The sequence below is a fragment of the Sinomonas humi genome (assembly GCF_000802235.1).
GTDB classification, from domain to species: domain Bacteria; phylum Actinomycetota; class Actinomycetes; order Actinomycetales; family Micrococcaceae; genus Sinomonas; species Sinomonas humi.
The window spans coordinates 40,149-66,730 of record NZ_JTDL01000153.1 but is presented as its reverse complement, the minus strand read 5'-3'; the positions used below and the strand labels follow the sequence as shown (position 1 = coordinate 66,730).

The window sequence follows — 26,582 nt, the reverse complement described above, 5'->3', positions numbered from 1 at the left end:
CCCCATGCGAGACGAACAGGGACTTGGACGGGGCGGAGATCACCGCCCCGTACTGGTAGTTGCGGTAGAACCCCCCGTTGCGGATCGCGGTCACCGCGCTCGTGGCCGCCCCCAGGCCCCACTGGGCCGCCTTGGCATCCATCTGCTGCGCCAGCGTCGCGGCGCTGACCGTGATCACCGCACTCGCCGCCTTCGACGCGCCCCCGGCATTGGAATCGGTCAGCGCCACCGTGTACGTGCCCGCCGCACTGTAGGTATGGGCCGGATTCTGGACCGTCGACGTCGACCCGTCACCGAAGTCCCACGACCACGACGTCGGCGACCCCGTGGACGTGTCCGTGAACGACACCGCCAACGGCGCCGTCCCCGTCGTCGCAGACGCCGTGAACGAGGCCACCGGCGCCGCCGGCGTGCTCGCCCCGACACTCTTGACGATCAGATCGTCAATATACGTATCCTCCATCTGCGAGTAGTGCTCGGCACCGTTCATCACACTCGTCACCGAGGTAGCGGTCGTATTGACCTGGGAGCTCGAGTACGCGAGCGTATCGTCGAACCACACCTGAACCGTCGTCGTGGCCCCATTCGGAATCACATGCATCGCCACGTGATGCCAGCTGTTCAAAGCAACAGCAGAGTGTACGAATGTGGAGCCATACGATCCGTCAGGCGCGAGCACCCGCACCCACACCTGGCCATTGTCGTTGTTTCTGTAGAGGTCGACGAAGCGAGTGGTGCCCGTGAAGAAGCGGAAGTACGGGACGTCCCAGCCGGTTGCGCCGCCCTGGGCGATGTTGAACCAGCCGTCGGCGTAGACCTCCTTGGTCCCCGACGGCAGCGGGGTGGAGAAATTGGCGATTGAAGTCGCGTCGGTGGTGGCGTGTATGTACGCCGAGCACGCACCGTCCCGCGCGAGGGCCGAGGAAATCGACACGGTCCCCGTCCCGCCAGTCTGCACGGAGTACTTCGACAGACTTCCGGACTCGAAGTTGTCCGCCGTCACCACCGTGCCCGGGAAGCTGTCGCTCGGCGCGCTCGTCCCCGGCTGACACGTCACCGCCGCATACGCCGGCACGGCCAGGAACGACACGCCCCCCATCAAGGGCAACGCCAAAGTGACCGCAGCCCCCAGTACGCCAATTCTTTTCACCACACGCCTCCAACTCGTACTTGACCTACCGCACTTGAAAGGCCAGCCCGAGACCCGATACCGGCGTTGGAGAAATGCCAGATGCGAGCTTTCCACGTGCCTTTGGACCACCGTGCGATCATTCACCTCACGTTAATGACAGCCCTGTCCGAGGACACGGGTAATCGGTACGCGATATGCACTGGGCTGCGGAGATTCGGCGATGGCAGGTGTACCTAGCACCACGGCGATTCACGCATCTTCGATAGCGGAAGTCTGTCCGGCAGGGGACGTGCTCAACCGACGATTTGGCCGGTGCCCATGAGCCCAGAAGGGCGGGAGTGAATCTCAATCGAGATGCTGGGTATCGAGAGGTTCTGCCGCTGCATAGACGCGTACCCAGTCGATGAGCATCTGGGCTGGGGTCGTGGGGGCGCCGTTGGGGAACCAATCCAGTTGCAGGGTCAGATGCATGGACTCGTGGGGTACGTGGGCGGTGTCGCGGAACCAGGGGACGCCGTCCACGTAGCCGGTGACTGCGGTCGGAGTCCACTCGACCGCGTAGTCGTGCCACTGTGTGGTATCCAGCGTCTTGGTGGCCAGAGTCTGGAAAGTGGACCCCGTACAGGCGTAGTGGAGGAAGAAGCTGATGCTCGAGGTGTCGGTGGTGCCCTCGGCGAAGTCAACTTCGGCGCAAGTGGGCGAGGCGTTGGAGTCGGGCCAGAGCAGGACGACGGGGTGATAGTTGGCGTCGTGCGAGGAGGTCTTCATCCGCACTTCCCAGCGTCCGTACTTCTGGCGTTCAAAGTTCGCTGCGATGCCGCCGGTGTTGCCCTCGGCGTCCCCGGCGATGGTCAGCACGCCGTTGGCTATGGTGTCGGCGGCAGGGGTACGCACGCCCTGGCCGGCGTTGCCGGATGAGCTGTAGATCTGCCAGCGCGCAGGGTCGGGCGCGGTGCCGGTGTTGAACTCGTCGCCATCGATCGGACTCCCCCAGCCTTGGGCGACAGCCGCCTGAGTCCCGTCCGGCGAGGGCGCGGACGCCCGAGGCGTGCCGACCGGCGAAGGCGTGGTGGGGGCGGGCCCGGACGTCGCAGGAGCGTGGCTCGGGGCTACCGAGGCAGGACTCATTCCCGCCGCCTGACTCGGATCGGCGCAAGCTGAAGCCAGCAACAGGATGCCCCCGACGGCTGCCGCCCCAGCCCATCTCATAGCCACACGTCGCACCGAAACTGCCACAGCTTCTCCCCTCGCCGGCACGCGCGGCCCCAGTCCGTGGATTGGGGCCTGGACTCCTCCTGCGTTCGCTCAACCTCCGATCGAGACTGGCGTTCCCCTCGTCTGGTTCAAAGATGGCCGGGCGCCACGAGTCCGGTAAAGCCGGCCACCGTCAAATGAGTCCTCGAAGAGGATGATTCGAGTGATCGGTCCGCCTCGGCCACATAGCAGACAGGTATTCGGGGTCAACTGGCAAGTGGAACCGCACGATCAGGTACTTACGTGGATACCTAAGTGGCCTTGGTTCCGCAATCGAGTAGTGATTACTCAAGACTCCCGCTCGTATGGCTTTCACACTGTAGTGACGAGGGAATCGATGCCAAGGGGGCCCTGATGTACGCACACCGAGCGATAGTCATTGACGCTCTGGCCGTGCTCCGGAACTGCGGACTCGCGGAGGGTCACGCCGGGCCGCCGAGAGGGGTCGAGTCGCGGGACGAACAGGCTCAGGCCGAGGCTGTCGGGCAAGCAATAGACGCCATCGAGCGGCAGAGATGGGATGAATTCACCCACGCACAGCGCCAGATCCTGCTCGTCGCCCAAGCCACGATCAGGCATTATCCCCAGCACGGCGCGTCGCTGACACGACGCGTCCACGAACGCCACCACTAGAAGTTTGACGAAGCGCGCGAATTCCTCCACCTAGAGCGTAGGTCGGCACACAAGGGGCGTCCGGGAACAGATGCATGGCATCTGTTCCCGGACGCACGCACGCCTCTCAAGCACTTCCATCTTCCCCGCACGGCCGTGCTAAATCCATGGAGCAGGATCCGGACCGCGACTCACGCGCGCACGTAAGCCGCTAGATGCTCTCCAGTCAGCGTCGAGCGAGCCGCGACGAGATCTGCTGGCGTGCCCTCGAAAACGACCCGGCCGCCGTCGTGCCCCGCTCCTGGTCCGAGATCGATGATCCAATCTGCGTGCGCCATGACAGCCTGGTGATGCTCGATGACGATGACCGATTTACCCGAATCCACGAGCCGATCCAACAGGCCGAGCAGTTGCTCGACGTCGGCCAGATGCAGCCCTGTCGTCGGCTCGTCGAGGACGTAGACGTCGCCTTTCTCCGCCATCTGGCTGGCGAGCTTGAGCCGCTGACGCTCGCCGCCGGAAAGTGTCGTGAGCGGCTGTCCCAGAGTCAGATATCCGAGCCCGACGTCGGAGAGCCGGCCGAGAACCTTGTGGGCAGCCGGAGTGCGCGCCTCCCCGTCACCGAAGAACTCTTCGGCGGCGGCCACCGACATGCCGAGCACCTCAGCGATGTTCTTTCCCCCCAGCGTGTACTCGAGGACCGCCGCCTGGAACCGCTTCCCCTCGCATTCCTCACACGTCGATTCGACAGTAGCCATTACGCCAAGGTCCGTGTAGATCACCCCGGCCCCGTTGCACGTCGGGCAGGCGCCTTCCGAGTTCGAACTGAAGAGCGCAGGCTTCACTCCATTCGCCTTCGCGAACGCCTTCCGAATGGGGTCGAGTAATCCCGTGTACGTTGCCGGATTGCTGCGACGAGACCCGCGAATGCCGCTCTGATCGATGACTAAGACGCCATCCCTTCCCGCTACAGAGCCGTGGATCAGCGAACTCTTGCCCGAGCCGGCAACGCCGGTCACGACCACGAGCACCCCCAGCGGGATGTCGACGTCGACCTCCCGGAGATTGTGTTCGGAGGCCCCGCGCACCTCAAGAGCGCCCGACGACGACCGCACCGACTTCTTCAAGGCCGCTCGGTCGTCGAGATGGCGGCCGGTTATCGTCTCGCTTGCACGCAAGCCTTCGACTGTACCTTCAAAGCAGACAGTCCCACCGTTGGCGCCGGCCCCCGGCCCGAGATCGACGACGTGGTCGGCGATGGCGATGGCCTCCGGCTTGTGCTCGACGACGAGCACCGTATTGCCTTTGTCACGCAATTGCAGCAAGAGCCGGTTCATCCGCTGGATGTCGTGGGGGTGGAGGCCGATGGTCGGCTCGTCGAACACGTATGTGATGTCCGTCAGGGAAGATCCGAGGTGCCGGATCATCTTGGTGCGCTGTGCCTCTCCCCCAGAGAGCGTGCCGGTCGGCCGATCAAGCGAGAGGTAGCCGAGCCCGATCTCCGCGAACGAGTCCAAGAGGTGCTGCAGCCCCTGGACAAGGGGTGCCACAGACGGCTCCTCGAACCCGCGCACCCACTCCGCGAGATCGGTGATCTGCATGGAGCAGAGATCCGCGATGTTCTTCCCTTTGATCTTCGAGGAGAGGGCTTCCTTGCTGAGGCGTGTACCACCGCACTCGGGGCAGGTCATGAAGGTGATCGCCCTATCCACGAAGGCCCGAATATGCGGCTGCATCGCCTCAGGATCCTTCGAGAGCATCGACTTCTGGATCTTGGGAATGAGTCCCTCGTATGTGAGGTTGATTCCTTCGACCTTGATCTTGGTCGGCTCCTTGTAGAGCAGATCGTGCAGCTCGCGCTTACTGAATTTCCCTATCGGCTTGTCCATATCGAAGAAGCCGCTGCCGCTGAAAATCCGACCGTACCACCCGTCCATGGAATAGCCGGGGATAGTGAGGGCACCCCCGCTCAGGGACTTGTCGGGATCGTACAGTGCCGCCAGATCGAAATCGGTGACGGAACCCGTGCCCTCGCATCTGGGGCACATCCCACCGAGACGGTGGAAAGTCGCCTTCTCGGTTTTCGTCTTGCCCTCACCCCTCTCGACCGTGATGGCGCCGCTGGCCCTCACTGAAGGAACGTTGAAAGAGTAGGCGTTGGGCGATCCGATGTGGGGGTCTCCGAGTCGGCTGTAAAGGATCCGGAGCATTGCATTTGCATCCGTGGCAGTGCCTACGGTCGATCGCGGGTTCGACCCCATCGGCTCCTGGTCCACAATGATTGCGGTCGTCAATCCTTCGAGGACGTCGACGTCGGGCCGGGACAATGAGGGCATGAAGCCCTGCACAAACGCACTGTAGGTCTCGTTGATCATCCGCTGCGACTCAGCAGCAATGGTCGCAAACACCAGAGAGCTCTTGCCTGACCCGGACACCCCCGTGAAGACGGTCATCCGTCGCTTCGGAATCTCGACGCTCACGTCCTTGAGGTTGTTCTCACGTGCACCGTGAACCCGGATCAAATCGTGGCTGTCCGCGACCGGAAGTCCGGACGAGTGCTCTGCGGTCCGCATGGCCAAGCTCATCGTGTCTCCATTTCCAGAAGGGCTCACGGGGCCAGTCTAGGCGGGCACAGTGGGCGAGGCTTCTCGGATCCTGATCAGTTGATGAAGGCCGCTATTCGTCCACACGGTACACGTGGAAGCTACTTTCGCTCGCAAAATGGTCCTCAAAAACTCCGGTGCTGCTCACTGGAATGCTCCGGCCCTCGTCGATCACCTGGACGCTGCGTCCCGTTACGCCTGAAGGCAGCGTGAACGTACGGTGACCCGCTGGCGCCGCTCCATCAGTCATCGCGAAGATGTAGACGGAACCGTTGTACGTCTTCAGCATCGTTTGAAGCCCCGACCCGAAGGTGTAGGCGTACGACTGGGTGTTCAGCACAGGCGCCAACTCCTTGATGAGGGAATCGATCTTCTTCACTGCGGCCACCTGCGCATCCGCGCAGAAGTCCGGCAGGACTTGGGACTGGCGGAAGATGCTTCCCCCTTGGCACGGACCGCTCAAACTCTGGTTGAAGTAGACGACTCCGCGTGCTTCGTTGATGAGCGAACTCATGACTGCCCCTTCAAGCTGGTCAGGGGTGATATTTGCCGTGAACGCCTGGTCGCCCGGTCCGCCGTTGAGATTTTCAACGAATTGCCAGAGAGGTTGGAGCTTGCCATCGATCGCGTCGCGTTGCCGGAGCATCCGCACGGTCTTTCCATAGCTCGCCGCTGTCCTGCACTGCGACTGCGGAATAGGTATCAGATAGTTCTCGCGGTATGGCACCGAGCTGCAGAACGGAACCGTGTACCAATACATGTCCACAGATACGACGTCCGTGAAATCGTTGATGTAGGCATTTGCATCAGAGGCAGCCATGTCATTGGTGAGGACAGACTGAGTGTAGTTCGTGTAAGCAAAGCGTCCGTCGGCCTTCGCTTGATCCGCTAGCTGCTGTAGATGTACCCTCCCCTGCTCAGGCGTGTATCGTCCGTCGACTTCATCATCGAGGAACTCCCCCACCCAATTCTTGCTCGCACGTGTAAAGCTATCGTTGAGGGGCGGCCCGATCCAGTACATTCCGTTGTCGGAAAAGAGGCTATACGGCGTTGCGGCATCCATTCCAATGTACGTATTGATTCCGAGCGATTTGTCGTATTGGGCCTCGGAATCGGAGCTGATTCCGTTGTACCAAGCCACAATAGGAAAAAAGGAGGGATCGTCCCATCCCGCCGCCGCGGAGGCCGGGAAGTTCCTCCAGTATCCCGGGCCGCCTTCCCAAGGAATTCGAGGAAGGTCCAAAAGGTTGGGCCGGCCCTGCGCAACACCTGTGTCAGCCACCAGCCCGCTCGCCGGAAGGAGGGCAATGAGTGCTATCCAGGCGCACATGAAGAGGGATCTGAAGCGGCGTGTATCTCGGCGTCCCCTAAGGCCCGTAACCCTCTGACGGTTCCACTGCTGTGCGGACACAGCAGCACTCTAGGGTCGCCCAGCTCGAAACAACAGCACCTGTGGACCCTGATCCTCAAGGCAACTCTGGCAAGGCTGCGGCATCGTGTGCGAGGTACGGATATGGTCGGGGAAGGGACCGACCAGACGTGAGAGGAATGAACCATGTCGGAGGTGGATCAGCTCCGTGTCGGCGTTGTAGGAGCCGGCTGGCGCGGCCAATACTTCATCAAGCTCATTTCGCATTTCCCCGAGCTCATGGAATGCGTCGGAGTTGTCTCCCGGCGGGATTCCGTTCGGCGGGAGCTAGCCGAACGATGGCAAGTACCGGTTTTCGCCAATATCGCCGAGCTCTTGAGCGCCCGAAGTCCGCACTTCGTCATTACGAGCGTGAGTTGGGAGGCGAACCCCGGGTTGGTCGAAGAACTTGTGGACCGAGGCGTGCCGGTCCTCTCCGAAACTCCCCCGGCTCCCGATCTGTTGCGACTACGCGAACTCTGGCAACGAGTAGGCTCTTCCGAACTTGTTCAGGTCGCGGAGCAATACGCACTTATGCCCACGCACGCCGCACGGCTCGCCGCCGTCAGGCAGGGTCTCATCGGGGAGATCAGCTCGGTGCAAGTCTCATCAACGCACCTGTATCACGCTGCCAGCCTCATCCGCCGCTATTTGGGAGTGGGCTTCGAGCTGGTGGCGGTAAGCGCCCGTCGATTCAAGGGCGCACTCATTGACCCGAGCAACAGGTCGGGTTGGACTCACGATCCAGTTCCCAAGCAGGCGACGACGACAATCGCGACCCTCGAGTTCGACGGCGGGCGCAGCGCTGTGTATGACTTCACCGACAACCAATCGCGGAATCACCTCCGGTCGCGGCGCCTGCTTGTGCGAGGCAGCGTCGGCGAGATCAATGATGACAGGGTGGTCCGGCTCGTGGATGCAGAGACGATCCTCAAATCATCAATCGTGCGGCACCAGACCGGCTACGAACTCGATCACGAAGGTTTCGATACGGCGCATCTGAGCCTCGACGGCACGGCCCTCTGGCGCAACCCGTTCTTGGGCCAGAGGTTCAACGACGAAGACATCGCCATGTCAGCCACGCTCCTGGCAATGGCCGAGTGGGTTCGGGGCGAGGGAGCGCCACCGTATCCCCTCGCCGAAGCGGCGCAGGACCACCTGATCGGATTGGCCATCGAGCAGGCGGCTGACGAGCAGAGACTCGTCACCACATCCCAAGAAGCTTGGCGCCGCTGAGCAGCCCCGACGGGGGCTGCTCAGCGGCGGATGGCTGCCCGCACTCCTAGGTATTCACCACGGACGACGTTGCGAGGACCTTACCTTGGGAATCCAGCGCCTGTACCGCCAGATGCGGCGCTGCAGCCACAGCAACCGAGGTCTCGAAGCCCGTCTTCTTGACGACCGCGGCTTCCTTGAGGGATGAGGGGTCACTTCCCGTGAGGAAACGCCAGCTTGCAATTTCGGTGGCGCCATTCCAGCTCGCGTAGGCCTGCATCGTCGAACCGTTGCCTTGGACGGCGACGACGTCCGGCAAGGTTGTGGGCGTGGCCGTCCAGAGGGAGCGGTAGACGCGATATGACCCGGAGCCGATGTTGGTCGCTTCAAACACGGGGGTCCCGTTGGCGGTGAACTCCGTCGCCGCGGGATCCGATCCCCAACCCACCATGTAGTTGCCGTTCTCGAGGAACTGCACATTGCCCATGGCGTTGCCCCTGTGGCCACCACGTGCCAGCTGAAGCTTGACCGAAGCGGTGCGCTTCTGCTCGTCGACGTTGAGGATAAGCCCCCGCGACGTTCCGGTCGTGCCGTCTTTGTAATGGTTGTCGAACATGCTGATGACACCGTTTGCGCGCTGACGAACGTCATGCTGCCATGCGAAGACCGCGTCGGCGGGAAGCGTGAAGTCGCTCCGCTTGCCACCCATGCGCCACTGAATCGTTCCGGTCGAATCAATGTGGTAGATCGTGTGCGTGTGCCGGAAGGAGACGAGGTAGCCATCCGTGCGCAGAGAGACTGCGTTGACGTGATAGGGATCGAACGCCTTTGCGGCCGTCGAACCATCCGCCGTCGGGTCGTCTGTCGTCTTCACATAGGACTCATCCAGCCCGACGTAGTCGGATGCCTTCCAGTCGAACAGCAGATTGCCCGTGGCGATGTCGACTTCCTGCACGTGGCAGTCGTACATGTAGCCGTTCAGCTGTCCGCCGGCAGGCGTGAGATCGAACTGGATAGTGGGATACGAGGTCAAGAGCGCCGTGCCCTTGGGGGTGACCGTGAACTCGTGGAGGTCGGCTTTGAGTCCGTCGCCCGCTTTCACCTCTGCGATCGTCTGGTAGGAGGTGTCCTTGATGATGCCGGACCCTTCACCGTGGCCCCCCATGCCTTGCCCGCTCCAGTACGTGAGAACGGGTTTGCCCTGGTACGTCTGGACACGGAGGTCGGTGACTCCTGCGCCCGTCGGTTCCATCCAGACTGGGCGGCCCTGATTGTCCATGATGAGCCCGTTCGAGCCGTGGCCCATTGGCCCGGCGAAGATGAGACCGGGAGCGGTCGCACCAGATGACCACACATCGACGTGCGGGGTCGTGAGCTTCGTGCTTACGAATGTGCGGTCAGGAGGCGCCGTGGCCCCTGCCGTCGCGGATGGAGCCGGAGTCGCCGCGGAGGCGCTGGGCGGCAACGGGAAGATGCTCGAGCGGGCGACGGTTGCTCCGGCGGCTGCGCCGAAAACCGCCAATCCCGCCCCTTGAATGAAATGACGACGACTGACCCTGACCATGCTTGTCATCGTACGAAGGGACCCTGTGGCGGCGGGAGTCCCAACCTGTAGTTTTACTGAGAGCGTGCCGAGCGCCGCGTGTGCCAGGTAAGAGAAAGGCACCCGGAAGAGCCATATGCTGTTGATATGACCGTTCGAGACTGGGAACTGAGACACTACCGCCTCATGGCCGCGCTCGCTGCAGGAGGGAGCATCGGCGCAGCTGCGAGGGAAACCGGCATGGCGCAGCCGAATGCCTCGCGGTTGCTCGAGCACATGGAGCGTTCGGCGGGTTTCGCCCTCGCGCGTCGCACGCCGCGCGGCACCCAGCTCACCGACCGAGGGAGAGTCGTCGCGGGCCTAGCGGCGGATGTCCTCGAGGCTGCCGAGAGCGTGGTCCGCGCCGTCGACGCCCTTGAACGAGCCCGAGGGGCCCTGCACGTGTGCGCAAGCATGACGGTTGCCGAACACCTCATGCCGCAGTGGCTCGCCTGCGCGCAACAACGCCTGCCCGACGTAAGCGTCACGCTCGACGTCGGGAACTCCGACGAGGTTTTCGAGCGGCTCCGCTCTGGTGCGGCAGAGCTGGGCTTTGTCGAGGGGCCGACCGTCCAGACCGGCTTCCGCTATCTCGATGTCGCGCCGGACGAACTCGTGGTGGTCGTACGCCCAGATCACCCTTGGGCGAAGGCCGGCTCGGTGGTGCCCGAGGAGGTGGCAGCTGCGGGACTCGTGGTGCGCGAGCCTGGTTCGGGGACGCGCCAGACGACCGACCGTGCCCTTGCACCCTACGAACCCGGGCCCCGCTTCGAAGTCGGCAGCAATGCGGCGCTCGCGGCGAGCGTCGCTGCTGGCCTCGGGCCTGGGGTCATGAGCCGTCTCGCTGTCCAGGTCCCGCTTCGCAGTGGCCGACTCGTCGAGGTGCCAACGCCGGGGCTCAAGCTGAGGCGCATGCTGAGGGCGGTGTGGTCCGCGGCCATGCCCCTGCCGCGCTCCGGGGAGGAATTCCTGAGGCTCGTGGGCGCCTAGGCTTGGCACCATGAGCCCCGCACCCGAAAGCCGCTGGACCGCGTCGCGTCTGGCGGAGGCCGCAGCCGAGATCGTCGCCGGCCCCGAGCTTCCGTCGATAGTCCAAGCCGGCCACCCTGTCCTGCGCACACAGGCGCTCCCGTTCGACGGCCAACTCGACGACGCGCTCCTGAACGCCCTCATCGAGGTCATGCGGCGCACAATGCATGCTGCCCCGGGCGTGGGGCTCGCCGCCCCACAGATTGGCCTTCCGCTTAGGCTCGCCGTCATCGAGGACATGTGGGCCACGGATGAGGACCTCGTTCGAGCGCGCGATCGTGCTCCCCTGCCGTTCTTCGCCGTTCTGAACCCGCGCTACGCAGCGCTCGACGACGAACATGTCGCGTTCTATGAGGGGTGCCTATCCGTACGCGGCTACACCGCCGTCGTCCGCCGTCCAGCGCGCATCGAAGCACGCTGGACAGCGCCGACCGGCGCTGCCCGCAGAGCGGAATTCTCGGGGTGGCAGGCTCGAATTCTCCAGCACGAGACCGACCATCTCGCGGGGACCCTCTACCTCGACAAAGCTGAGCCGAGGTCACTCTGCACGAACGAGGAATACGCCGGGCGCTGGGCGGATCCAACCCCAGAGGCCGCCGCCCGAGAGCTGGGCTTCTAGGCACTCACGGCTTGGTCCGCAACCGGCTCGGCGTTCTCGAGAGCCTCACGCGGGTTGGCCGCCGTCGGCAGGTACCGTCCCCACCATCGGAGGATGTGCTCGAAACGCTCTCGGCGGTGATGCGGGGTCCCCGAACGTGAAAGCTCGTGGTTCTCGCCGGGGAACACGAGCAGTCCCGTCTCGACACCGCGGAGCTTGAGCGCAGCGTAGTAGCGCTGCGCCTGCTCGATCGGGCACCGCCAATCCTCCTCGGAGTGCACCACGAGGCAAGGCGTCTCCACCTGCCCGACGAATGCCATAGGGCTCTGGGCAGCCATTTGCCCCGGGTCCCAGCCCGTATATTCGCCCGGGAAGAACCAGCCGATATCGGATGAGCCGACGAAGCTCACGGGGTCCAGGAATCCTCGCTCGACGATGGCGGCTTGGAAGCGATGGTCGTGGGCGATGGTCCAGGCCGTGAGGTATCCGCCGTAGGATCCGCCGAGGATCCCGAGGCGATCGGGGTCGAGGGCTGGGAACGACTCGAGCGCGGACCCGAGGAACCCGAGGACGTCTTGGTAGTCCACGGTGCCCATGCGCCCCTTGATGGCTCGGCCGTGGGTCTCGCCGTATCCCGCGGAGCCGCGGGGGTTGCACATGACGACTGCGTAACCCGCCGAGGCGTAGACCTGAGCCTCGTCGAACCACGCCCCGGTGTATTGGGCAAACGGACCGCCGTGGATCATGAGCAGCACAGGATGCGGTCCCTCGCCCTCGGGCTCCACGATCCAGCCATGCACGGGAGTACCATCAGCGCTCTCGCCCGTGAACTCCCGCGGAGGGAGCGGCTGGGTCTCCTCGCGGAGCCTGAAGGCGAAGTCAGTCACCCGCTCGACCGTCCCCTCCCGCACGAGGCCCACTTCCCCTGGAGACATCGCATCGGCGAAAGCGACGACGACGGCGCCGCGCGCCGCATCGACGCCAGTCACGACGGCGTCTCCGCCAGTAAGGAGGGAACGCTCACCGTCGGCCCGGAAACCGACGAGCCGCACGGTACCCCGGTGGCGTCCCAGCACGAGCGCCTGGCCGTCGGAGCGAACACGCAGGGCGCTCGGCGCTTCGCCGAAGTCGTCCTCATCAGCATCGCTCAACCGCACAGTCCTGCCGTCGTCTAATGAATGCCAGAACAGGTGGGTGCTCCGCCCCACGAAATCAGTGCCCGAGTCCCCGAGGGAGGATGCAAGCACGAACAGGCCCGAACCGTCGGGGGCTTCTCGGACCGCTTGCACAGACGCCGCCTCAGTGTTCGCGAGGCCGACGACGGTGCTCTCCCCCGTGGCAACGGACGTACGCACCACCTGGGACCCGAGTGTGTCGACTTTCGCGGGGTCCAATTGCGAGACGGTGTAGATGAATTCGCCATCGGCGCTGAACGAGGCGCCTTCGTGATCCAGACCGCGGGAGGTCAGCTGCCGAGCATGGGGCAGCCCGCTCGTTGCGCCGTCGTCGGACTCGGACTCAGCTGCCACGGCGCGACCTCGCGGAGGGACGAAAGGTTCATCACTGAGGTCAGGGACGTTCACTACGAAGATCTGGGAGCGCTGGTCGCCCGTGTAGCCTCGCCCGTTCAATCGGTAGTTGAGATCCGTGACGAGGCGCGGATCCTCTGCGGCGGGCCCAACGCCGTCGACGCTTCCATAGCGACCCGCATCCGGGTCCCTCGAGAGGAATGCGATCCGCCGGGAATCGGGCGACCAGGAGAAGGATTCCACTCCGAGCAGTCTGTCCGTGAGTGCGCGGGGCTCCCCGCCCCCCGCTTCGACGACGAAGAGCTGCGGCCGTCCGGCCGGGGCTGCCCGCAAGAAGGCGAGGCTGTGACCATCCGGGGAATACTGGGGAGCTGTGTCCCGGAAGCCGCGCGTCAGCCGACGTGGGGAGCCGCCGTCCAACGGGACCTCCCAGATCTGGCCCACCGAGGAGTCAGCTCTGAAGTCGGGGCGGGTGGCGCCAACGGCGCAACGCGTTCCAGAGGGATGGATGGTCGGGGCGGACAGGGTCACGATGGCATCGAGCTGGCTGGGCTTCACGCGGTGAAGCCTAGTCCCGACCACCGCCGCTAGCATGGAGGCCGTGCCCCTCGCCGCCCAAGAGCTCCTTCGCTGTCCGGTGTGCGCTGGCGCTTGGCTGGCCTCCGCCCCAACTGACCGCTCCCTCGTCTGCACCTCGGGCCATCGGTTCGACGCGGCCCGGCAGGGGTACGTGAACTTCCTGACTGGCAGGGGTACCCGATTTCGGCCCGACACGGCCGAGATGGTGGCTGCACGCGAGCGCTTCCTCGCCGCCGGCTACTACGCGCCGATAGCCGAAGCGCTTGCCGATGCTGCGGCCCCAGCGCTTACGGACGACGACGAGCGGGCCGGCGCCGTGCTCGACGCTGGCGCGGGCACGGGCTACTACCTCGCGGTGTTGCTCTCCCGCGTTCCCGGTTCGCACGCCGTCGCTCTCGATCTCTCCCGCCATGCGCTCGGTCGAGCAGCGAAGCTGCCGGGCACGGCGGCCGTCGTATGGGACCTCTGGCGCCCCCTCCCGTTGCCGGACGGGGTCGTGGATGCAGTCATCGATGTCTTCGCGCCGCGGAACTTCCCCGAGTTCGCGCGGGTCCTACGGCGCGGCGGTCTCGCCTGCGTGGTGACGCCGGAACCGGACCACCTCGCAGCGCTCCGCAGCATCCTCCCGATGCTCGACGTCCCAGCGGGGAAGGTCGACGACGTCGAGCGTGCCGCAGCTGCCCACTTCGACAGGGTCGAGGTTCGCGGGGTCCGCTTCGGCCTGGAACTCGATCCGCAAGCCGCAGTCGACCTCGCTCTTATGGGGCCGGCGGGGCATCACGTCGCGCGCGCGGACCTCCTCGCCCGCCTTCCCGACGGTCCGCTTCAGGCCGAGGGAGCGGTCCAAGTCACCGTGCTCCGTCGACGCTGAGCGGGACATTCTGCGGTGTGGACCGCGCTTGGATTGCCGTGGCGAATATGTTATTCGCAAGGCCCTCTCCGTGGTGTTCTGCTGGGCTAGGGTAGTGGAAGGAGCGGGGGGACGGAGGGTTCGGTGGACTGGATCGCGCACAACGCATGGATGCTCTGGCTCGTCCTGGCCCTCGTTCTGGGCGGGATCGAGATGATCAGCCTCAGCCTCGTCTTCGCGATGCTCGGCGGGGGCGCCCTCGCGGCTTTCGTGGCCGCTATTCTCGGCGGCCCCACCTGGCTTCAGGGGCTTGTCTTCGCGGCCGTGTCAGTCGGCATGATTGCGTTCGTCCGCCCCGTTGCCATGCGGCACATGCGGCCGGGCATCGAAGATATCAGGACCAACGTCGACCGCCTCGTCGGCTCCCGCGCGACGGTGATGGAGGCAGTCGACAGCAGCAAGGGCCTCGTCAAGATCGGCGGGGACGTATGGACGGCCCGAGCCGAGCGGGGCGAGTTCCTGCCCGGCGATGTCGTTCAAGTCGTCGCAATCGAAGGGGCCACCGCCGTCGTCGCGCCGGGCGGCGAGACCTCACCTTACAGAAGCTGACAGCCTCTCCCGGGCCGCAGCCGACCACCGCAAAGGGGACACCATGGATGCCGGAGGAATTCTTCTTCTCGTCGTCGTCATCGCGCTCATCCTGTTCGTCGCAACCGTCATCGGCCGTTCGGTCCGGATCATCCCGCAGGCGCGCGCCGGCGTCGTCGAACGCCTCGGCAAGTACCAGCGCACGCTCCTCCCGGGGCTCACACTGCTCATCCCGTTCGTCGATAGGCTCCTGCCGCTTCTCGACCTCCGCGAGCAGGTTGTCTCCTTCCCGCCCCAGCCAGTCATCACGTCCGACAACCTCGTGGTATCGATCGACACAGTGGTGTACTTCCAGGTGACCGATGCCCGGGCGGCGACCTACGAGATCGCCAACTACATCCAAGCCGTCGAGCAGCTCACCATCACGACCCTTCGCAATGTCGTCGGTGGACTCAACCTCGAGGAAGCCCTCACCTCCCGTGACCAGATCAATGGCCAGCTTCGAGGAGTCCTGGACGAGGCCACCGGTCGATGGGGCCTGCGCGTCTCCCGCGTCGAACTCAAGGCGATTGAACCCCCGCACTCCATTCAGGACTCGATGGAGAAGCAGATGCGTGCCGAGCGCGACCGCCGCGCCCTGATCCTTACGGCCGAAGGCACAAAGCAGTCTGCGATCCTCACTGCTGAGGGCGAGCGGCAGGCGCAGATCCTCAAGGCCGAGGGCCAGGCGAAGGCGGCGGTCCTCAAGGCGGACGGTGAGTCCCAAGCCATCCAGAAGGTGTTCGAAGCGATCCACCTCGGAGACCCAGACCCGAAGCTTCTCGCCTATCAATACCTCCAAACCCTCCCAAAGATCGCCGATGGCAACTCGAACAAGCTCTGGATCATCCCGAGTGAGGTAGGTGACGCGCTTAAGGGCATTGGCGGCGTCCTCGGCAACATGGGTCAGGCCTCCCCTGGGGCCCAAACCGACCAGCCAAGTGGCTCCGGCGAAACCACGGGCGGCGCAGCCCCTCAAAGATCAGCCACCAAGAGTCGCGGACTCGAGGAGGACGCGAGGGCCTTCGAGGAGGAAGCAGCGCGGCGCTCGGAGCTGGACGCGGAGGCGGAGCGCATCCTGCAGCACCACGCCGGCGTGGCTGGCCTGAACATCCCTGACGCCGATATTCCGGACGCGGATGTCCCCGAGGCGGACATTTCAGACGCAGAAGCCCCAGGAGACGACTCGCACCGGCCCTGAAAGCCCGCAGCCCCGCCACTCAGTCCTATAATGGATAGTCCGCCCGGGAACATGTGGGGGTCTGCGGGCGTTGAGACTTGAGTCGGTTCGACGGCCCGAACCGAAGAACGCGAGGGAGAAAATATGAGCGACCGCAGCCTGCGCGGCATGCGTCTGGGTGCACAGTCCATGGAGAGCGAAGCCGGTGTCGAGCCGGCCCCTCGCCAGCGCGTCGAGTACCGCTGCGAGGACGGCGAGCAGGTCTTCGTCACATTCTCTTCGGAGGCAGAGATCCCTCCCGTCTGGATGTCCAAGACGGGGAAGGAAGCCTACCTCGTCGACGGTGAGCGCCCCTCCGAGAACTCCGAGAAGGCTGTCCGAACGCACTGGGACATGCTCTTGGAACGTCGTAGCATCCCCGAACTCGAGCAGATCCTCCAAGACCGCCTCACACTGCTTCGAGAGAAGCGCGGCGAGCGCGTCTGACGCGGGGACAAAGCCAAAGGGCGGGAACCGTTGGTTCCCGCCCTTTTTCTGTGCCCACTCGCGTTCCGGCAATTGCGCGCGTTCCGGCAGTCGCGCCTAGTGAAGCACCAAGCTCTTCGAAGGCTATCGCTGCCGGCGGTGCGTGACCCTCTTCCATCGGTCTGAGAGACCCCACTTCGTGACGTTGAGCATCGCCTCGACCACGATGTTGCCGCTCATCTTGGAAGCACCGAGCTCACGCTCGACGAACGTGACGGGCACTTCCGCGACCTTGAGCCCCATCCTCGCTACGCGCCAAGCAAGGTCCACCTGGAAGCCGTAGCCAACCGATTCCACGGCGTCGAGGTCGAGCTTCTCGAGGGTCGTGCGACGGAACGCGCGGTAACCCGCAGTCATGTCCTTGATCTTGAGGCCGAGCATCAGGCGGGCGTAGGTGCTGCCGGTGCGCGAAATGGCCTGCCGGTAGACCGGCCAGTTGACGACTGTTCCGCCCCGCACCCAGCGAGAGCCGATTACGAGATCCGCGCCCTGTTCAACGGCCTCCAGGAGGCGCGGCAACTGCTCGGGCTGATGTGACCCGTCGGCGTCCATCTCGACCACGACGTCGTAGTCCCGCTCTAGCGCCCACTTGAAACCCGCAATGTAGGCGGCTCCGAGGCCTTCCTTGCCCTTGCGGTGCATGACATGGACCTGCGGATCTTCGGCTGCGATGCGGTCTGCGAGCTCACCCGTACCGTCAGGGCTGTTGTCGTCTGCCACCAGGACATCGGACGCGGGAACGGCAGAGCGCAGGCGGCCAAGTGTCTTGGGGAGGGACTCGAGCTCGTTGTACGTCGGGATGATCGTCAAAATGCGCACGCAGGAGTCCCTTTCGAGGCTGGTTAACGGGTCCGTGCCCCCGCGCGAGGGCACAGTCGACCATTATATCCAGCTCGTCGGCAGGCCCACGCGCCTTCGGGCCAGTCGCGGGGCTGGCAGCTGGTCAGTCCCCCGACTGTTTTCTACTGACACGTGGGCCTGCCCCGAGGGCAGTGCCACCGCCCGCGATGGGCAGCGACTGGGCCTTCCGCAAGCGGCGGCCCGATGTCAATCGATCCTACGTGGCCCGTCCGGTGTGTCAACCGTCCCCCCACCTGCGAAGACGGGTGTTTCTCCTGCTCAGGAGCACCTTCCGGGACGTGAAAACGACCCAGAATTTCGTGTCGAGGGCCGCGTTCCCGCTCGGTCTCAGGCCCCGAAACCCTCGGCCCGGTAGAGCTCCTGCCCTCGGTGGACTGTCGCAAGGCACCGCGGAGCGTTCTCGGTGTCGAGAGCGGGAAGGAGCGGCGTCCTCGCGCGAGGATCAGTGCTCCAGGCTTGGACGCGCTCGTCCGCGACCTGGACCATCAGTTCATCGACCTCCCAGACAGCGAAGCTTGCGGGTGCGCCAGGCACCAGCTGGCCCATGAGCGGATCGCGATGTCGGATCGCGCGCCATCCGGCCCTCGTGTGGCCTATGAATGCGGCCCGCGCCGAAATGCGCTCTGATGGGTTCGAGTGACGCAGGCAAGCTGAGATGCTCGCCCACGGGTCAAGCTCACACACGGGGCTGTCGCTCCCGAAGCACACTGGCACCCCGGCTGCAGCAAAGCGGGCGAAGGGGTTCATCCGCGTACTTCGTTCGCCGAGCCGACGCTCGTAGAGGCCTCCTTCCCCGCCCCAGGCAGCGTCGAAAAGCGGCTGCGCGCTTACGGTCACCGCGTAGCCTGCAAGTGCTGAGATCGCGTCGGGAGACGCCATCTCGACGTGCTCGAGCCGGTGTCCGGACGCCCGCACAGCCGAGGAACCTGCGAGTTCGGACGCAAGGGCCAGGCCATCGAGTGCGATCTCAAGGGCGGCGTCGCCGATCACGTGGAAGCCGCCTTGGACCCTCAGCTCCGAGCATGCGGCGAGGTGCCTGCCCACCTGTTCGGCGCTGAGGTACGCGGTTCCGCGTTGGCCCGCTGCGTCGTCATAATCTGCAGAAAGCAGCGCGGTGTGGGACCCAATCGAGCCGTCGATATTCAGATCTCCTGCGAGCCCGAGGACGGGCACGCCGAGCGAGGAAAGGATCTCGCGCGCTTCCTCGGCCGACTGCGCCAGCTGACCCCAGTAGGCGAAGACTTCGGGGAGGCTGGGCTCTTCGGCAGGGTCGCCGTCGGATGCCGCGAGGAGGAGGCGGATGTCCTCAATCCCGCTGATCTGGGGGGCTGCGTGCTCAACGAGGGCAACGTAGCCTCGGGCCGCCGCGTGCTCCCGTGCGGCCCGATGCAGCGCACGGATCTCACGCTCATCGGTGGGGCGAGCCTCAGCCCGCGCGGCCGTCAGGGCGGCTTGGGAAGCTACGACGCCGTTCCACCCGTCGGCCTGGCCCGCGTCGGCGCCGTCGAGGCCAGCAGCCGCGGCAAGCGCCGGCGAGACGAGCGCCGAGTGCACGTCCACGCGGGTCAACAGGACCTTGCGCCCCCCTGCGGCCCGCTCCAGTTCCCCAGCCGTGGGCAGAGCGGGATCGGCCCACTCGGACTCGTCCCAACCATGACCGTGCAGAGTGCCACTGTCGGCCGAGGCAGCCTGTTCGACAGCCTGAAGCAGCTCGGACGCCGAGCGAATGCCGGACAGGTCGAGCGATCGAAGCGCCAGGCCGGTGTCGGAAACATGGACGTGGGAATCGACGAAGCCCGGGGTTACGACGGCCCCGTCTAGGTCCACAGTCCGCATGCTCGAATCGGCAATCGAGGTCGCCGCCTGCTCGGAGCCCACCCAAGCAACCGTGCCGCCGTCGACCAGCATCGCGGAGGCGAGGGGGTCTGCCGTCGAATACACGGAACCGTTGCGGTACAGAGTGAGCTGGTGCCCGGAGGACATGAATGTGCCTTTCGGTTGGTTCGGCAGCGGATGGCGCTGCGGGACGGGAGCTAGTCGGAGACGCCCGAGTACGCGACCACGCCGCGCTTGATGCTCTCGATGGCGGCGTGGCAGATGCGGCGGAGCCGAGGCTCTATCCCCGGTACGTCTGCAAGCTGATCGAGAAGGTCTACGACCTGCTTGACCCAGCGAACGAAATCGCCCGCAGCAAGCTCGGTTCCCGAGAGCACATTCTGCAGGTCGCGCCCGCGCGCCCACTTGTAGATGGGCCACACCAGACCGAAATCGGGTTCTGCTGTGCGGGGAAGCCGATGCTGTTCCTCGACGTCCTCGAGCCGCGACCATTCGCGAACCAGCACATCGACGGCGACATCGAGAGAGATGCTGGGCATCTTCGGCGGAAGTCCAGGCTCGTCGCGCTTCGCCTGGTACACGAGGGTGCTGGCGAGGGCTGCGAGCTCAGCCTCGTCGACGTCGTCGAACGCGCCCGCTCGCAACGCCAGAGCCGTCAGAAGATCCTTGTCCCCGTAGATCCGACGCAGCTTCTGACCCTCGTCGGTGACCCGAACGTCCCCCTCTGCCCGCTCGAGGCAACCGTAGGATTCGAGCACCTCGCAGACCCTGTCGAAGGTCTTGGCGATCGTGTTCGTCCGCCCTCGAATCTGCTCCGCGAGCCGGTCAGTCTCTTTGCGAAGCTTCGTCCATCGGTCCGCCCAGCGGGCGTGTTCCTCCCGCTCGGCACACCCGTGGCATGGATGGGCGCGGAGCTGCCTCCGGAGTTCGACGATGCGTCGCTCCGTGTCCTCGTAGCCTTCCGCGAACGCGAAGTCTCGGCGCGAGCGGCGCTTCCTGCCCGTCTCCGGGCCTTCCGAGCGGGAGCGGTTGACGGCGTGGCGCATGGACGCGGCGAGGTCGCGCCGGTCCTTGGGTCGCTTCGGGTCGAAATGCTTCGGGATGCGGATTCTTGCGATCGGCTCGATCGGCCCTTCAATATCCTGGAAGCCGATCCGCCGGAGGTTGTGGTCGAACGTGAGCACGTGGGGGCGCGGCTCGCGTGCGTTCGTATCCGCCGAAAGGACTACTGCTGAGCCGCCGAGGCGACCATGCGCGATCTCTACCACGTCACCAGGCTGGAGGCGCGCGAGCGAGTCGACGACCATGTTCCGCCGCGCCCGGCCCGCCTCCCGCGACGCATACTTCTCGGCTGCCGTGAGTTCCTCGCGGAGACGCTGATAATCCCTGAAGTCTCCGAGATGGCACGTCATCGCCCTCTCGTAGCCTGCGAGCGACTCCTCGCGCTCCCTCACTTGCCGCGCGAGCCCGACCACCGATCGGTCCGCTTGGAACTGCGCGAAGGAACTCTCGAGGATCTCGCGGGTGCGCCTCCGACCGAACTGGGCCACGAGATTGATGCTCATGTTGTAAGTGGGCCGGAAGCTCGAATTGAGCGGGTAGGTGCGCCGCGAAGCGAGGCCCGCGAGAGCGGCGGGATCCAGCCCAGGGCGCCACTGCACGACCGCGTGGCCTTCGACGTCGATCCCCCGGCGGCCGGCCCGTCCAGTGAGCTGCGTGTACTCCCCCGCCGTGATGTCGACGTGGGCCTCGCCGTTGAACTTCTCGAGCTTCTCAATGAGCACGCTGCGCGCCGGCATATTGATCCCCAGGGCGAGGGTCTCGGTCGCGAAGACGGCTTTCACGAGGCCGACTGCAAACAGCTTCTCGACGACCTCCTTGAAGGCGGGCAGAAGACCCGCATGGTGTGCCGCGACCCCCCTGAGGAGGCCCTCGCGCCAGGACCAGAAGTTGAGGACGCCGAGGTCTGCGGGCGGCAGATCCTTCGCCGCCTCTTCGATGACAGCCGACACCTCGGCCTTCTCGGCCGGTGACGTGAGGTCGAGGCCCGCGTCCACACACTGCTGGACAGCAGCATCACAACCCGCTCGGGAGAAGATGAAATCGATGCAGGGCAGAAGTCCCTGACGCTCGAGTGACTGGATCATCTGCGGGCGGCTCGCCCGGGTCCCCGCAGTCTGCGTGCCCGTTTCGCCACGACCCGCGCCGGCCTTGATCCCCCGCTGGCGTTCGTCCCGCCGGTTCGCTCGGCCGCCGTGCGAGAACCTGGAGCGGTGCTGGGCGTGCACCTCGCGGCGTGCGATCTCGACCAGCTCGGGGTTGACCGCAGTCAAGTCGCGCGGCTCGTCTGAGGAAGCGGGCCCGACGGCCGCTCTCGCCCCTTCCGCTGCATCTCCGACGTGGTCATGGACGTCGGCTAGATCCTCGAAAGACTGCCGTGTGGCGAAGAGATCTACAAGTCGACGGCCGACCATGACATGCTGCCACAGCGGAACAGGGCGGTGCTCGGACACGACGATGTCGGTCTCACCGCGGACGGTATCGAGCCACGCCCCGAATTCCTCCGCGTTCGAAACGGTCGCGCTGAGTGAGACGAGGCGCACGTCCCTCGGAAGGTGGATGATGACCTCTTCCCAGACAGCGCCTCGGAAGCGGTCTGCGAGGTAGTGGACTTCGTCCATCACCACGTAGCCGAGGCCGTCGAGCGTCGACGATCCGGCATACAGCATGTTGCGCAGGACCTCAGTCGTCATGACGACGACGGGCGCCTCGCCGTTGACGGTCACGTCACCTGTCAGGAGCCCAACCCGGTCCTGCCCGTAGGCTTCGGCGAGCTCGGTGTACTTCTGATTCGAAAGCGCCTTGATCGGAGTCGTGTAGAAGGCCTTGAGACCCTTGCGTAGCGCGAGATGAACAGCGAATTCGCCCACTACGGTCTTGCCTGCGCCAGTCGGAGCCGCGACGAGGACTCCCCTGCCAGCCTCGAGGGCGCGGCAGGCCTCACGCTGGAAGGGATCGAGAGGGAACGGTAGCTCCGCCGAAAACGCCCCTAGCTCGGTCTTTGCGAAGGCCCGGCGTTCTGCGTCGAGTGCGAAACGCTCGGCCGGGGTCAGGTTCTCGGGGGCGGTGGACATAGGTCCAGCCTAGAACTTGTCGAGGTCCTCGCGTGACGTAGGGGTATCAGCGATGGCCTCGGTCTCCTGCATGGCCTTGATCTGGCGGCGGGCTTTCCTCTTGTCCTGGAGGAGACAGAGACCGATCGCGGCGAAGAACAGCGCGAGCAGTGGGACAGCGAGCATGAACATCGAGATGGCGTCGGCCCCGGGGGCAGCGACTGCAGCCAATACGAATACGAGCAGCACCGTGATGCGCCACGCCTTGAGAATGACCCGCCCCGGGAGAACGCCAGCCGTGTTGAGGCCGACCAAGACAACGGGCACCAGGAACGCAAGACCCAGGAAGAGGACCATGTGGGTCACGAAGTCGATGTACTCGCGCCCGTCGATGAGGTTGGAGAACCCCGATGGCGTGAACTGCGTGAGTGCACGTACCACGTTCGGGGTCACGATCCAGCCGATCCAGACGCCTGCGAGGAACAGCGGAACCGCAGCGCCCATGTAGCCGAGCGTGTAGCGCCGCTCCTTGACCGTCAGCCCGGGCATGACGAAGGCCCAGATCTGATAGATCCAGATCGGGCTCGAAATCACCAGGCCGATCTGAATGGCAAGCTGCAGCTTGAAGTCGAACGGCGAGCCGACGGTGGAGAAGTTGACCCCGGAGATCCCGCCGGTCCGCTGGGCGATATCGCGGACCGGCTGCTGAAGCGCCTCAAGAATTGGGTCGTAGAGGAACCAGCCGATAACGGCACCGACGAGCACACCTGCGGCTGACTTGATGAGGCGGTTCTTGAGCTCCCGAAGGTGCTCCATGAGGGGCATTCGGCCTTCAGGATTGGCCTTCCGCCCCTTGGGCGCGGCCACGCTCAGGCGCGCTGGGACGGGCCGGCGGTACCGCCGTCGCCCTCTTCAGCGCCCTTGGGCGGCATGACCTTGCCCTCCACGGGAGGCTCTCCGGCGTCCGAAGACGAGGTCGAAGCCGAGGAGGTCGACGACGAGGACTGCGATTGGCCCCCCTCGTTCCTCATCTCCTTGACCTCAGAGCGGAGGATCCGCATGGATTGACCCAGGCTCCGCGCCATGGTCGGAAGCTTGGGGCCTGCGAACAGAAGCAGCGCCACAACGATGATGATGACGATAGGCCATGGGCTATCGAAGAGTCGTCCCACTAGAAGTCCTTTCCTTCTCTACCAGTCTAGATGAGTCCTAGGTCACGGAGGGACTGTGCTTGCCCCCGCTGCGTTCGCCGGGCGACTCTCCGCGCGCGTCGTGCCTCACGGCGCTCCGCTTTTCCCTGTTCGTACACGCGGCGCACCTCATCCGGCCGGGCGAACACCGCGCTTCCCGCCAAGGCTTGACCCGTGCCGGGGCGCGCGCCCTCGCCTGCGTCGTTCGTTCGAGGAGGCGAGGAGACCACGTGCCCGAACGACGAACCGGCGTCGCGAAAGACCCGGAGCGCCTTGCGGACGAGCCAGAAGCCACCGACAGCGGCCATCACGGCGCTGCCGGCAAGCAACGCCGCCCACAACAGGATCCAGAACCACCACGGCATGCGAAGAGCCTATCTGCTGCGTGCCGTGCGGAGCGCGCGCGCGAGCCACGCCCGACTCTCCTCGACTGCCTCCTCCGGTCCCTCCAAAGCCACCGAGCCGCCGAACTGGGCAAGGAACCGTGGAAGCCAGTCGAGGCCGGAAACGCGCATCTTCACCCGCCGGCTGCCATCCTCGAGGTCGATTCCGTCCTCGGCAGCGTATTCGTGCTCGATCCATAACGCCTCTGGCGCAAGTCGCAGGACTGCCACGATGTCGGTGTCCCGCGGCTCGAACATCCGTGGCGCTGGGAAGGGGTCGTAGTCTGCAGGGAGCGGTATGGGCGCCGCAGCCTCAAGGCCCACGATGCGGTCCACCCGAAAGACTCGCCGTTCGTCGACCCGATGGCAATAGGCATCGACATACCATCGATCACCGTCCGAACGCAGGCCCAGCGGATTCACAAGGCGCTCGGTGCGCTCGTCCTTCGTGGGGTTCAGGTACTCGAGCCGAAGGGTACTTCCTTCGGCGACCGCCGCGCGTAGTTCGGGAAGAAGCTCGGCGTTGCGCTGCGGTTCGGACTTCAGGTCGATTTCGGGAATCGAGCCCGCGCCCTTCAACGTTGCGGCACTTACCTTTTCCGCCAGGGAACGAATGCTCGGCTGCTCGTCCACAGACGCCATGGGCAAGAGAGTCTGGAGGCCGAGCTGCAACGACAGCGCCTCCTCGATGCTGAGCCGCCGAGGTCGGGCAAGCTCGGGAGCATTTGCCAGGCTCACAACGTCGTCGTCTACCTGTACGTCGATGAGGTCCTGCCATCCGCCGAGGTCCGTCGGACCCGAGAACTGGAGCGCGCCGAGCTCCTGGAGGAGTTCGCGCGGGGTGATCCCATAGCGAGCCGCAGCATCATCCACCCGGACGGGGCCCCGCATGAGGAACGGTACAAGGTCGACGATCCGGCTGAGGCGTTCGTCCGAGCTCGTAGTGCGTCGAGCAGTAGGGCCAGCAGGCACGGGAGGCGCTCCCTGCGTACCGAGGACCGCAAGGGCCCCCTCGAAGCGCCGTACAACGGCATCAGCAAGCTCGTCGGGTGTCTCGACAGCGAGCGCGTCGCCGAAGCCCGCGAGGTAATCAGCGGCGACGCTCAGGTCCTGATAGGTGTACTCCCCCACATCCCAGCCCTCGGGCGCGTCACCTGCAGGGAGCTGAGTCCAGGCCATCCTGAGCTCGAGAGCGCGCCCTTCGGCGATACGGAGACGCGCATGCTGTGCGGGCATCGCCGCGAGCTCCTCGAGCTGTTCGTGGACAGCGCCGGCTCGGGCTGGGTCAAAGGAGTGCTCAGTCCCGACGAGGACGCGTCCCCGGATCCGCGAGAGGCGGAAGACACGGGCGGCACCCCGCGCCACGTCGAAGCCCACGAGATACCACTGTCCGTAGCGCTGTCCCAGACCCCAGGGCTGAACCGACCGCTCCTCCTCGCGCCCCGTGCTGGTCGCGTAGTAGTGGAATCTGATCTCGGCCTGCTTGGAGGCCGCATCGGCGAGGATTGCATAACGAGGATCAGCAATGCGGATGCGTGGCTGCACAAGCGACGGTGGCGAGTCGGGAAGCGCTCCGGCTGCCTCAAGCCGCCGAAGGGCCGCACGGGCCGGCGCCGCAGCAAGGGCGCCCTGACAGGCGAGCCCGGCGAGGGCGAGCAGCGATTGCTCCTGCGGCGTGAATTCGATCTCAGGAAGGCGGAAGAGGCTGGGGTCGATGCGATAGAGCGAGGTCGTCGCCGAGCTGTCCTCGCGTTCGTAGCCTTGGCGTTCGCTGATCTCCGCGCCGAGCGCCCGCAGATCCGCCTTGTCTCTTTCGAACTGTCGCTCGACCGCCTCGCGGTCTCGCTTCCCGCCCGGTGACCACTCGTAGACGTCCCGGAGCAGCCGATCGCGGGAGATCCCCCGTTCCGTGTGAAGGAGGGCGATCAGGAGATTCAGGAGACGTTCGGTCTTCTTCTGGGACACATGTGCAGGCTACCCGGAACACGCGACTGGCCGCGGACGGCGAAATCGTCCGCGGCCAGTGGCGAATCAAGCCTCAGCGGATCCCGACGAGATCCACGACAAAGATGAGGGCTTCGTTGGGCCCGATCGCCCCGCCAGCACCGCGCGAGCCGTAAGCCAGGTCGGAGGGGATCTCGAGCCGGCGACGACCGCCGAGCTTCATCCCCAGAAGCCCCTGGTCCCATCCCTGGATGACCTGTCCCACACCGACCCGGAAGTCGAGCGGCGCCCCCCGGTTCCAGCTTGAGTCGAACTCCTCGCCGCTCGACCATGCGACTCCCACGTAATGAGCTGAGACCGTGTCGCCGGGCGCGACCTCACGCCCATCGCCTTCGATCAGGTCGACGATGTTGAGCTCGCTGGGCACCGGCCCCTCGGGGAACTCGATCTCCGGCTTCTGCCGATCGTACTTGCGCTGTCCGAAGGACATGACTGTTCCTCTCTTTGGGCGGATCTGTGAGCGGAAGGGGCT

22 protein-coding genes are annotated in these 26,582 nt (G+C 65.1%); 8 read left to right on the top strand and 14 right to left on the bottom strand.

The genetic code is table 11. The annotated features are described in order from the left end of the window. Positions 1–1,090 (bottom strand): PKD domain-containing protein (locus LK10_RS22910; RefSeq protein ID WP_269429543.1); only part of this gene is annotated, 1,090 nt, incomplete at its 3' end. A 387-nt stretch (positions 1,091–1,477) separates the two neighbouring features. Next, positions 1,478–2,260, bottom strand: coding sequence for a glycoside hydrolase family 16 protein (locus LK10_RS20515; RefSeq protein WP_081998727.1), 783 nt, complete (start codon positions 2,258–2,260; stop codon positions 1,478–1,480). Between the two features lie 480 nt (positions 2,261–2,740). On the opposite strand from LK10_RS20515, the gene LK10_RS20510 reads away from it, so the two are divergent. After that, complete coding sequence (locus LK10_RS20510; RefSeq protein ID WP_043128175.1) at positions 2,741–3,019, top strand: hypothetical protein; 279 nt, start codon at positions 2,741–2,743, stop codon at positions 3,017–3,019. A gap of 170 nt (positions 3,020–3,189) precedes the next feature. Here the strand turns inward: LK10_RS20510 and LK10_RS20505 are convergent, their stop codons facing one another. Both LK10_RS20505 and LK10_RS20500 read right to left on the bottom strand, forming a co-directional pair. Beyond that, positions 3,190–5,583 (bottom strand): ATP-binding cassette domain-containing protein, encoded by a 2,394-nt coding sequence (locus LK10_RS20505; protein WP_043128173.1) that lies wholly within the window; start codon positions 5,581–5,583, stop codon positions 3,190–3,192. Positions 5,584–5,674: 91 nt separating this feature from the next. Continuing rightward, positions 5,675–7,012 carry a hypothetical protein gene (locus tag LK10_RS20500; protein ID WP_156144286.1) on the bottom strand — a complete coding sequence of 446 codons (1,338 nt, stop codon included), beginning with the start codon at positions 7,010–7,012 and terminating at the stop codon, positions 5,675–5,677. A gap of 144 nt (positions 7,013–7,156) precedes the next feature. Between LK10_RS20500 and LK10_RS20495 the strand changes: the two genes are divergently transcribed. Then, positions 7,157–8,245 carry a Gfo/Idh/MocA family protein gene (locus tag LK10_RS20495; RefSeq protein WP_043128171.1) on the top strand — a complete coding sequence of 363 codons (1,089 nt, stop codon included), beginning with the start codon at positions 7,157–7,159 and terminating at the stop codon, positions 8,243–8,245. Between the two features lie 46 nt (positions 8,246–8,291). Here LK10_RS20495 and LK10_RS20490 read toward each other — a convergent pair whose 3' ends face one another. Then, positions 8,292–9,788 carry an arylsulfotransferase family protein gene (locus LK10_RS20490; RefSeq protein WP_197062009.1) on the bottom strand — a complete coding sequence of 499 codons (1,497 nt, stop codon included), beginning with the start codon at positions 9,786–9,788 and terminating at the stop codon, positions 8,292–8,294. A 126-nt stretch (positions 9,789–9,914) separates the two neighbouring features. On the opposite strand from LK10_RS20490, the gene LK10_RS20485 reads away from it, so the two are divergent. Together LK10_RS20485 and LK10_RS20480 are read left to right on the top strand one after the other, a co-directional pair. Next, positions 9,915–10,796 carry a LysR substrate-binding domain-containing protein gene (locus tag LK10_RS20485; RefSeq protein ID WP_043128168.1) on the top strand — a complete coding sequence of 294 codons (882 nt, stop codon included), beginning with the start codon at positions 9,915–9,917 and terminating at the stop codon, positions 10,794–10,796. A 10-nt stretch (positions 10,797–10,806) separates the two neighbouring features. Further along, the gene (locus tag LK10_RS20480) at positions 10,807–11,454 is read left to right on the top strand and encodes a peptide deformylase (RefSeq protein ID WP_043128167.1); all 648 of its coding nucleotides are present in this window, start codon (positions 10,807–10,809) and stop codon (positions 11,452–11,454) included. Here the strand turns inward: LK10_RS20480 and LK10_RS20475 are convergent. Next, positions 11,451–13,520, bottom strand: a complete 2,070-nt coding sequence (locus LK10_RS20475; RefSeq protein WP_052207645.1) for an alpha/beta hydrolase family protein — start codon at positions 13,518–13,520, stop codon at positions 11,451–11,453. The two genes, LK10_RS20480 and LK10_RS20475, sit on opposite strands and share 4 nt — an antisense overlap. A gap of 43 nt (positions 13,521–13,563) precedes the next feature. Between LK10_RS20475 and LK10_RS20470 the strand changes: the two genes are divergently transcribed. The 4 genes from LK10_RS20470 to LK10_RS20455 all read left to right on the top strand — a co-directional run bounded on the left by LK10_RS20470 (position 13,564) and on the right by LK10_RS20455 (position 16,684). After that, the gene (locus tag LK10_RS20470; protein ID WP_043128195.1) at positions 13,564–14,412 is read left to right on the top strand and encodes a putative RNA methyltransferase; all 849 of its coding nucleotides are present in this window, start codon (positions 13,564–13,566) and stop codon (positions 14,410–14,412) included. A gap of 123 nt (positions 14,413–14,535) precedes the next feature. Then, positions 14,536–15,000, top strand: a complete 465-nt coding sequence (locus LK10_RS20465; RefSeq protein WP_231567865.1) for an NfeD family protein — start codon at positions 14,536–14,538, stop codon at positions 14,998–15,000. Positions 15,001–15,043: 43 nt separating this feature from the next. Further along, positions 15,044–16,219: an SPFH domain-containing protein gene (locus LK10_RS20460; RefSeq protein ID WP_081998725.1), complete on the top strand. Its 1,176-nt coding sequence runs from the start codon at positions 15,044–15,046 to the stop codon at positions 16,217–16,219. A 123-nt stretch (positions 16,220–16,342) separates the two neighbouring features. Continuing rightward, complete coding sequence (locus LK10_RS20455; protein WP_043128164.1) at positions 16,343–16,684, top strand: RNA polymerase-binding protein RbpA; 342 nt, start codon at positions 16,343–16,345, stop codon at positions 16,682–16,684. Between the two features lie 123 nt (positions 16,685–16,807). Here the strand turns inward: LK10_RS20455 and LK10_RS20450 are convergent, their stop codons facing one another. The 8 genes from LK10_RS20450 to LK10_RS20415 all read right to left on the bottom strand — a co-directional run bounded on the left by LK10_RS20450 (position 16,808) and on the right by LK10_RS20415 (position 26,540). After that, entirely contained in the window at positions 16,808–17,542 is a 735-nt protein-coding gene (locus LK10_RS20450) for a polyprenol monophosphomannose synthase (RefSeq protein WP_043128161.1), read from the bottom strand. Positions 17,543–17,911: 369 nt separating this feature from the next. Continuing rightward, positions 17,912–19,567 carry an amidohydrolase gene (locus LK10_RS20445; protein ID WP_052207641.1) on the bottom strand — a complete coding sequence of 552 codons (1,656 nt, stop codon included), beginning with the start codon at positions 19,565–19,567 and terminating at the stop codon, positions 17,912–17,914. Positions 19,568–19,617: 50 nt separating this feature from the next. Continuing rightward, entirely contained in the window at positions 19,618–22,554 is a 2,937-nt protein-coding gene (locus tag LK10_RS20440) for a DEAD/DEAH box helicase (RefSeq protein ID WP_043128159.1), read from the bottom strand. A 9-nt stretch (positions 22,555–22,563) separates the two neighbouring features. Then, positions 22,564–23,358 carry a twin-arginine translocase subunit TatC gene (tatC, locus tag LK10_RS20435; protein ID WP_043128157.1) on the bottom strand — a complete coding sequence of 265 codons (795 nt, stop codon included), beginning with the start codon at positions 23,356–23,358 and terminating at the stop codon, positions 22,564–22,566. A gap of 44 nt (positions 23,359–23,402) precedes the next feature. Then, positions 23,403–23,705, bottom strand: coding sequence for a Sec-independent protein translocase subunit TatA (gene tatA, locus LK10_RS20430; protein WP_043128154.1), 303 nt, complete (start codon positions 23,703–23,705; stop codon positions 23,403–23,405). A 26-nt stretch (positions 23,706–23,731) separates the two neighbouring features. Further along, positions 23,732–24,088, bottom strand: a complete 357-nt coding sequence (locus tag LK10_RS20425; protein WP_043128152.1) for a hypothetical protein — start codon at positions 24,086–24,088, stop codon at positions 23,732–23,734. Between the two features lie 9 nt (positions 24,089–24,097). Continuing rightward, positions 24,098–26,071 carry a helix-turn-helix transcriptional regulator gene (locus LK10_RS20420; protein WP_043128150.1) on the bottom strand — a complete coding sequence of 658 codons (1,974 nt, stop codon included), beginning with the start codon at positions 26,069–26,071 and terminating at the stop codon, positions 24,098–24,100. A 73-nt stretch (positions 26,072–26,144) separates the two neighbouring features. Beyond that, positions 26,145–26,540, bottom strand: a complete 396-nt coding sequence (locus LK10_RS20415; protein WP_043128148.1) for an FKBP-type peptidyl-prolyl cis-trans isomerase — start codon at positions 26,538–26,540, stop codon at positions 26,145–26,147. Positions 26,541–26,582: the final 42 nt, after the last annotated feature.

Coding starts and splice junctions, on each gene's coding strand:
- LK10_RS20515 (WP_081998727.1), bottom strand. CDS start 2,260: ATGAGTCCTGCCTCGGTAGCCCCGAGCCACGCTCCTGCGACGTCCGGG.
- LK10_RS20510 (WP_043128175.1), top strand. CDS start 2,741: ATGTACGCACACCGAGCGATAGTCATTGACGCTCTGGCCGTGCTCCGG.
- LK10_RS20505 (WP_043128173.1), bottom strand. CDS start 5,583: ATGAGCTTGGCCATGCGGACCGCAGAGCACTCGTCCGGACTTCCGGTC.
- LK10_RS20495 (WP_043128171.1), top strand. CDS start 7,157: ATGTCGGAGGTGGATCAGCTCCGTGTCGGCGTTGTAGGAGCCGGCTGG.
- LK10_RS20490 (WP_197062009.1), bottom strand. CDS start 9,788: ATGGTCAGGGTCAGTCGTCGTCATTTCATTCAAGGGGCGGGATTGGCG.
- LK10_RS20485 (WP_043128168.1), top strand. CDS start 9,915: ATGACCGTTCGAGACTGGGAACTGAGACACTACCGCCTCATGGCCGCG.
- LK10_RS20480 (WP_043128167.1), top strand. CDS start 10,807: ATGAGCCCCGCACCCGAAAGCCGCTGGACCGCGTCGCGTCTGGCGGAG.
- LK10_RS20460 (WP_081998725.1), top strand. CDS start 15,044: ATGGATGCCGGAGGAATTCTTCTTCTCGTCGTCGTCATCGCGCTCATC.
- LK10_RS20455 (WP_043128164.1), top strand. CDS start 16,343: ATGAGCGACCGCAGCCTGCGCGGCATGCGTCTGGGTGCACAGTCCATG.
- LK10_RS20445 (WP_052207641.1), bottom strand. CDS start 19,567: ATGTCCTCCGGGCACCAGCTCACTCTGTACCGCAACGGTTCCGTGTAT.
- LK10_RS20440 (WP_043128159.1), bottom strand. CDS start 22,554: ATGTCCACCGCCCCCGAGAACCTGACCCCGGCCGAGCGTTTCGCACTC.
- tatC (WP_043128157.1), bottom strand. CDS start 23,358: ATGCCCCTCATGGAGCACCTTCGGGAGCTCAAGAACCGCCTCATCAAG.
- LK10_RS20425 (WP_043128152.1), bottom strand. CDS start 24,088: ATGCCGTGGTGGTTCTGGATCCTGTTGTGGGCGGCGTTGCTTGCCGGC.
- LK10_RS20415 (WP_043128148.1), bottom strand. CDS start 26,540: ATGTCCTTCGGACAGCGCAAGTACGATCGGCAGAAGCCGGAGATCGAG.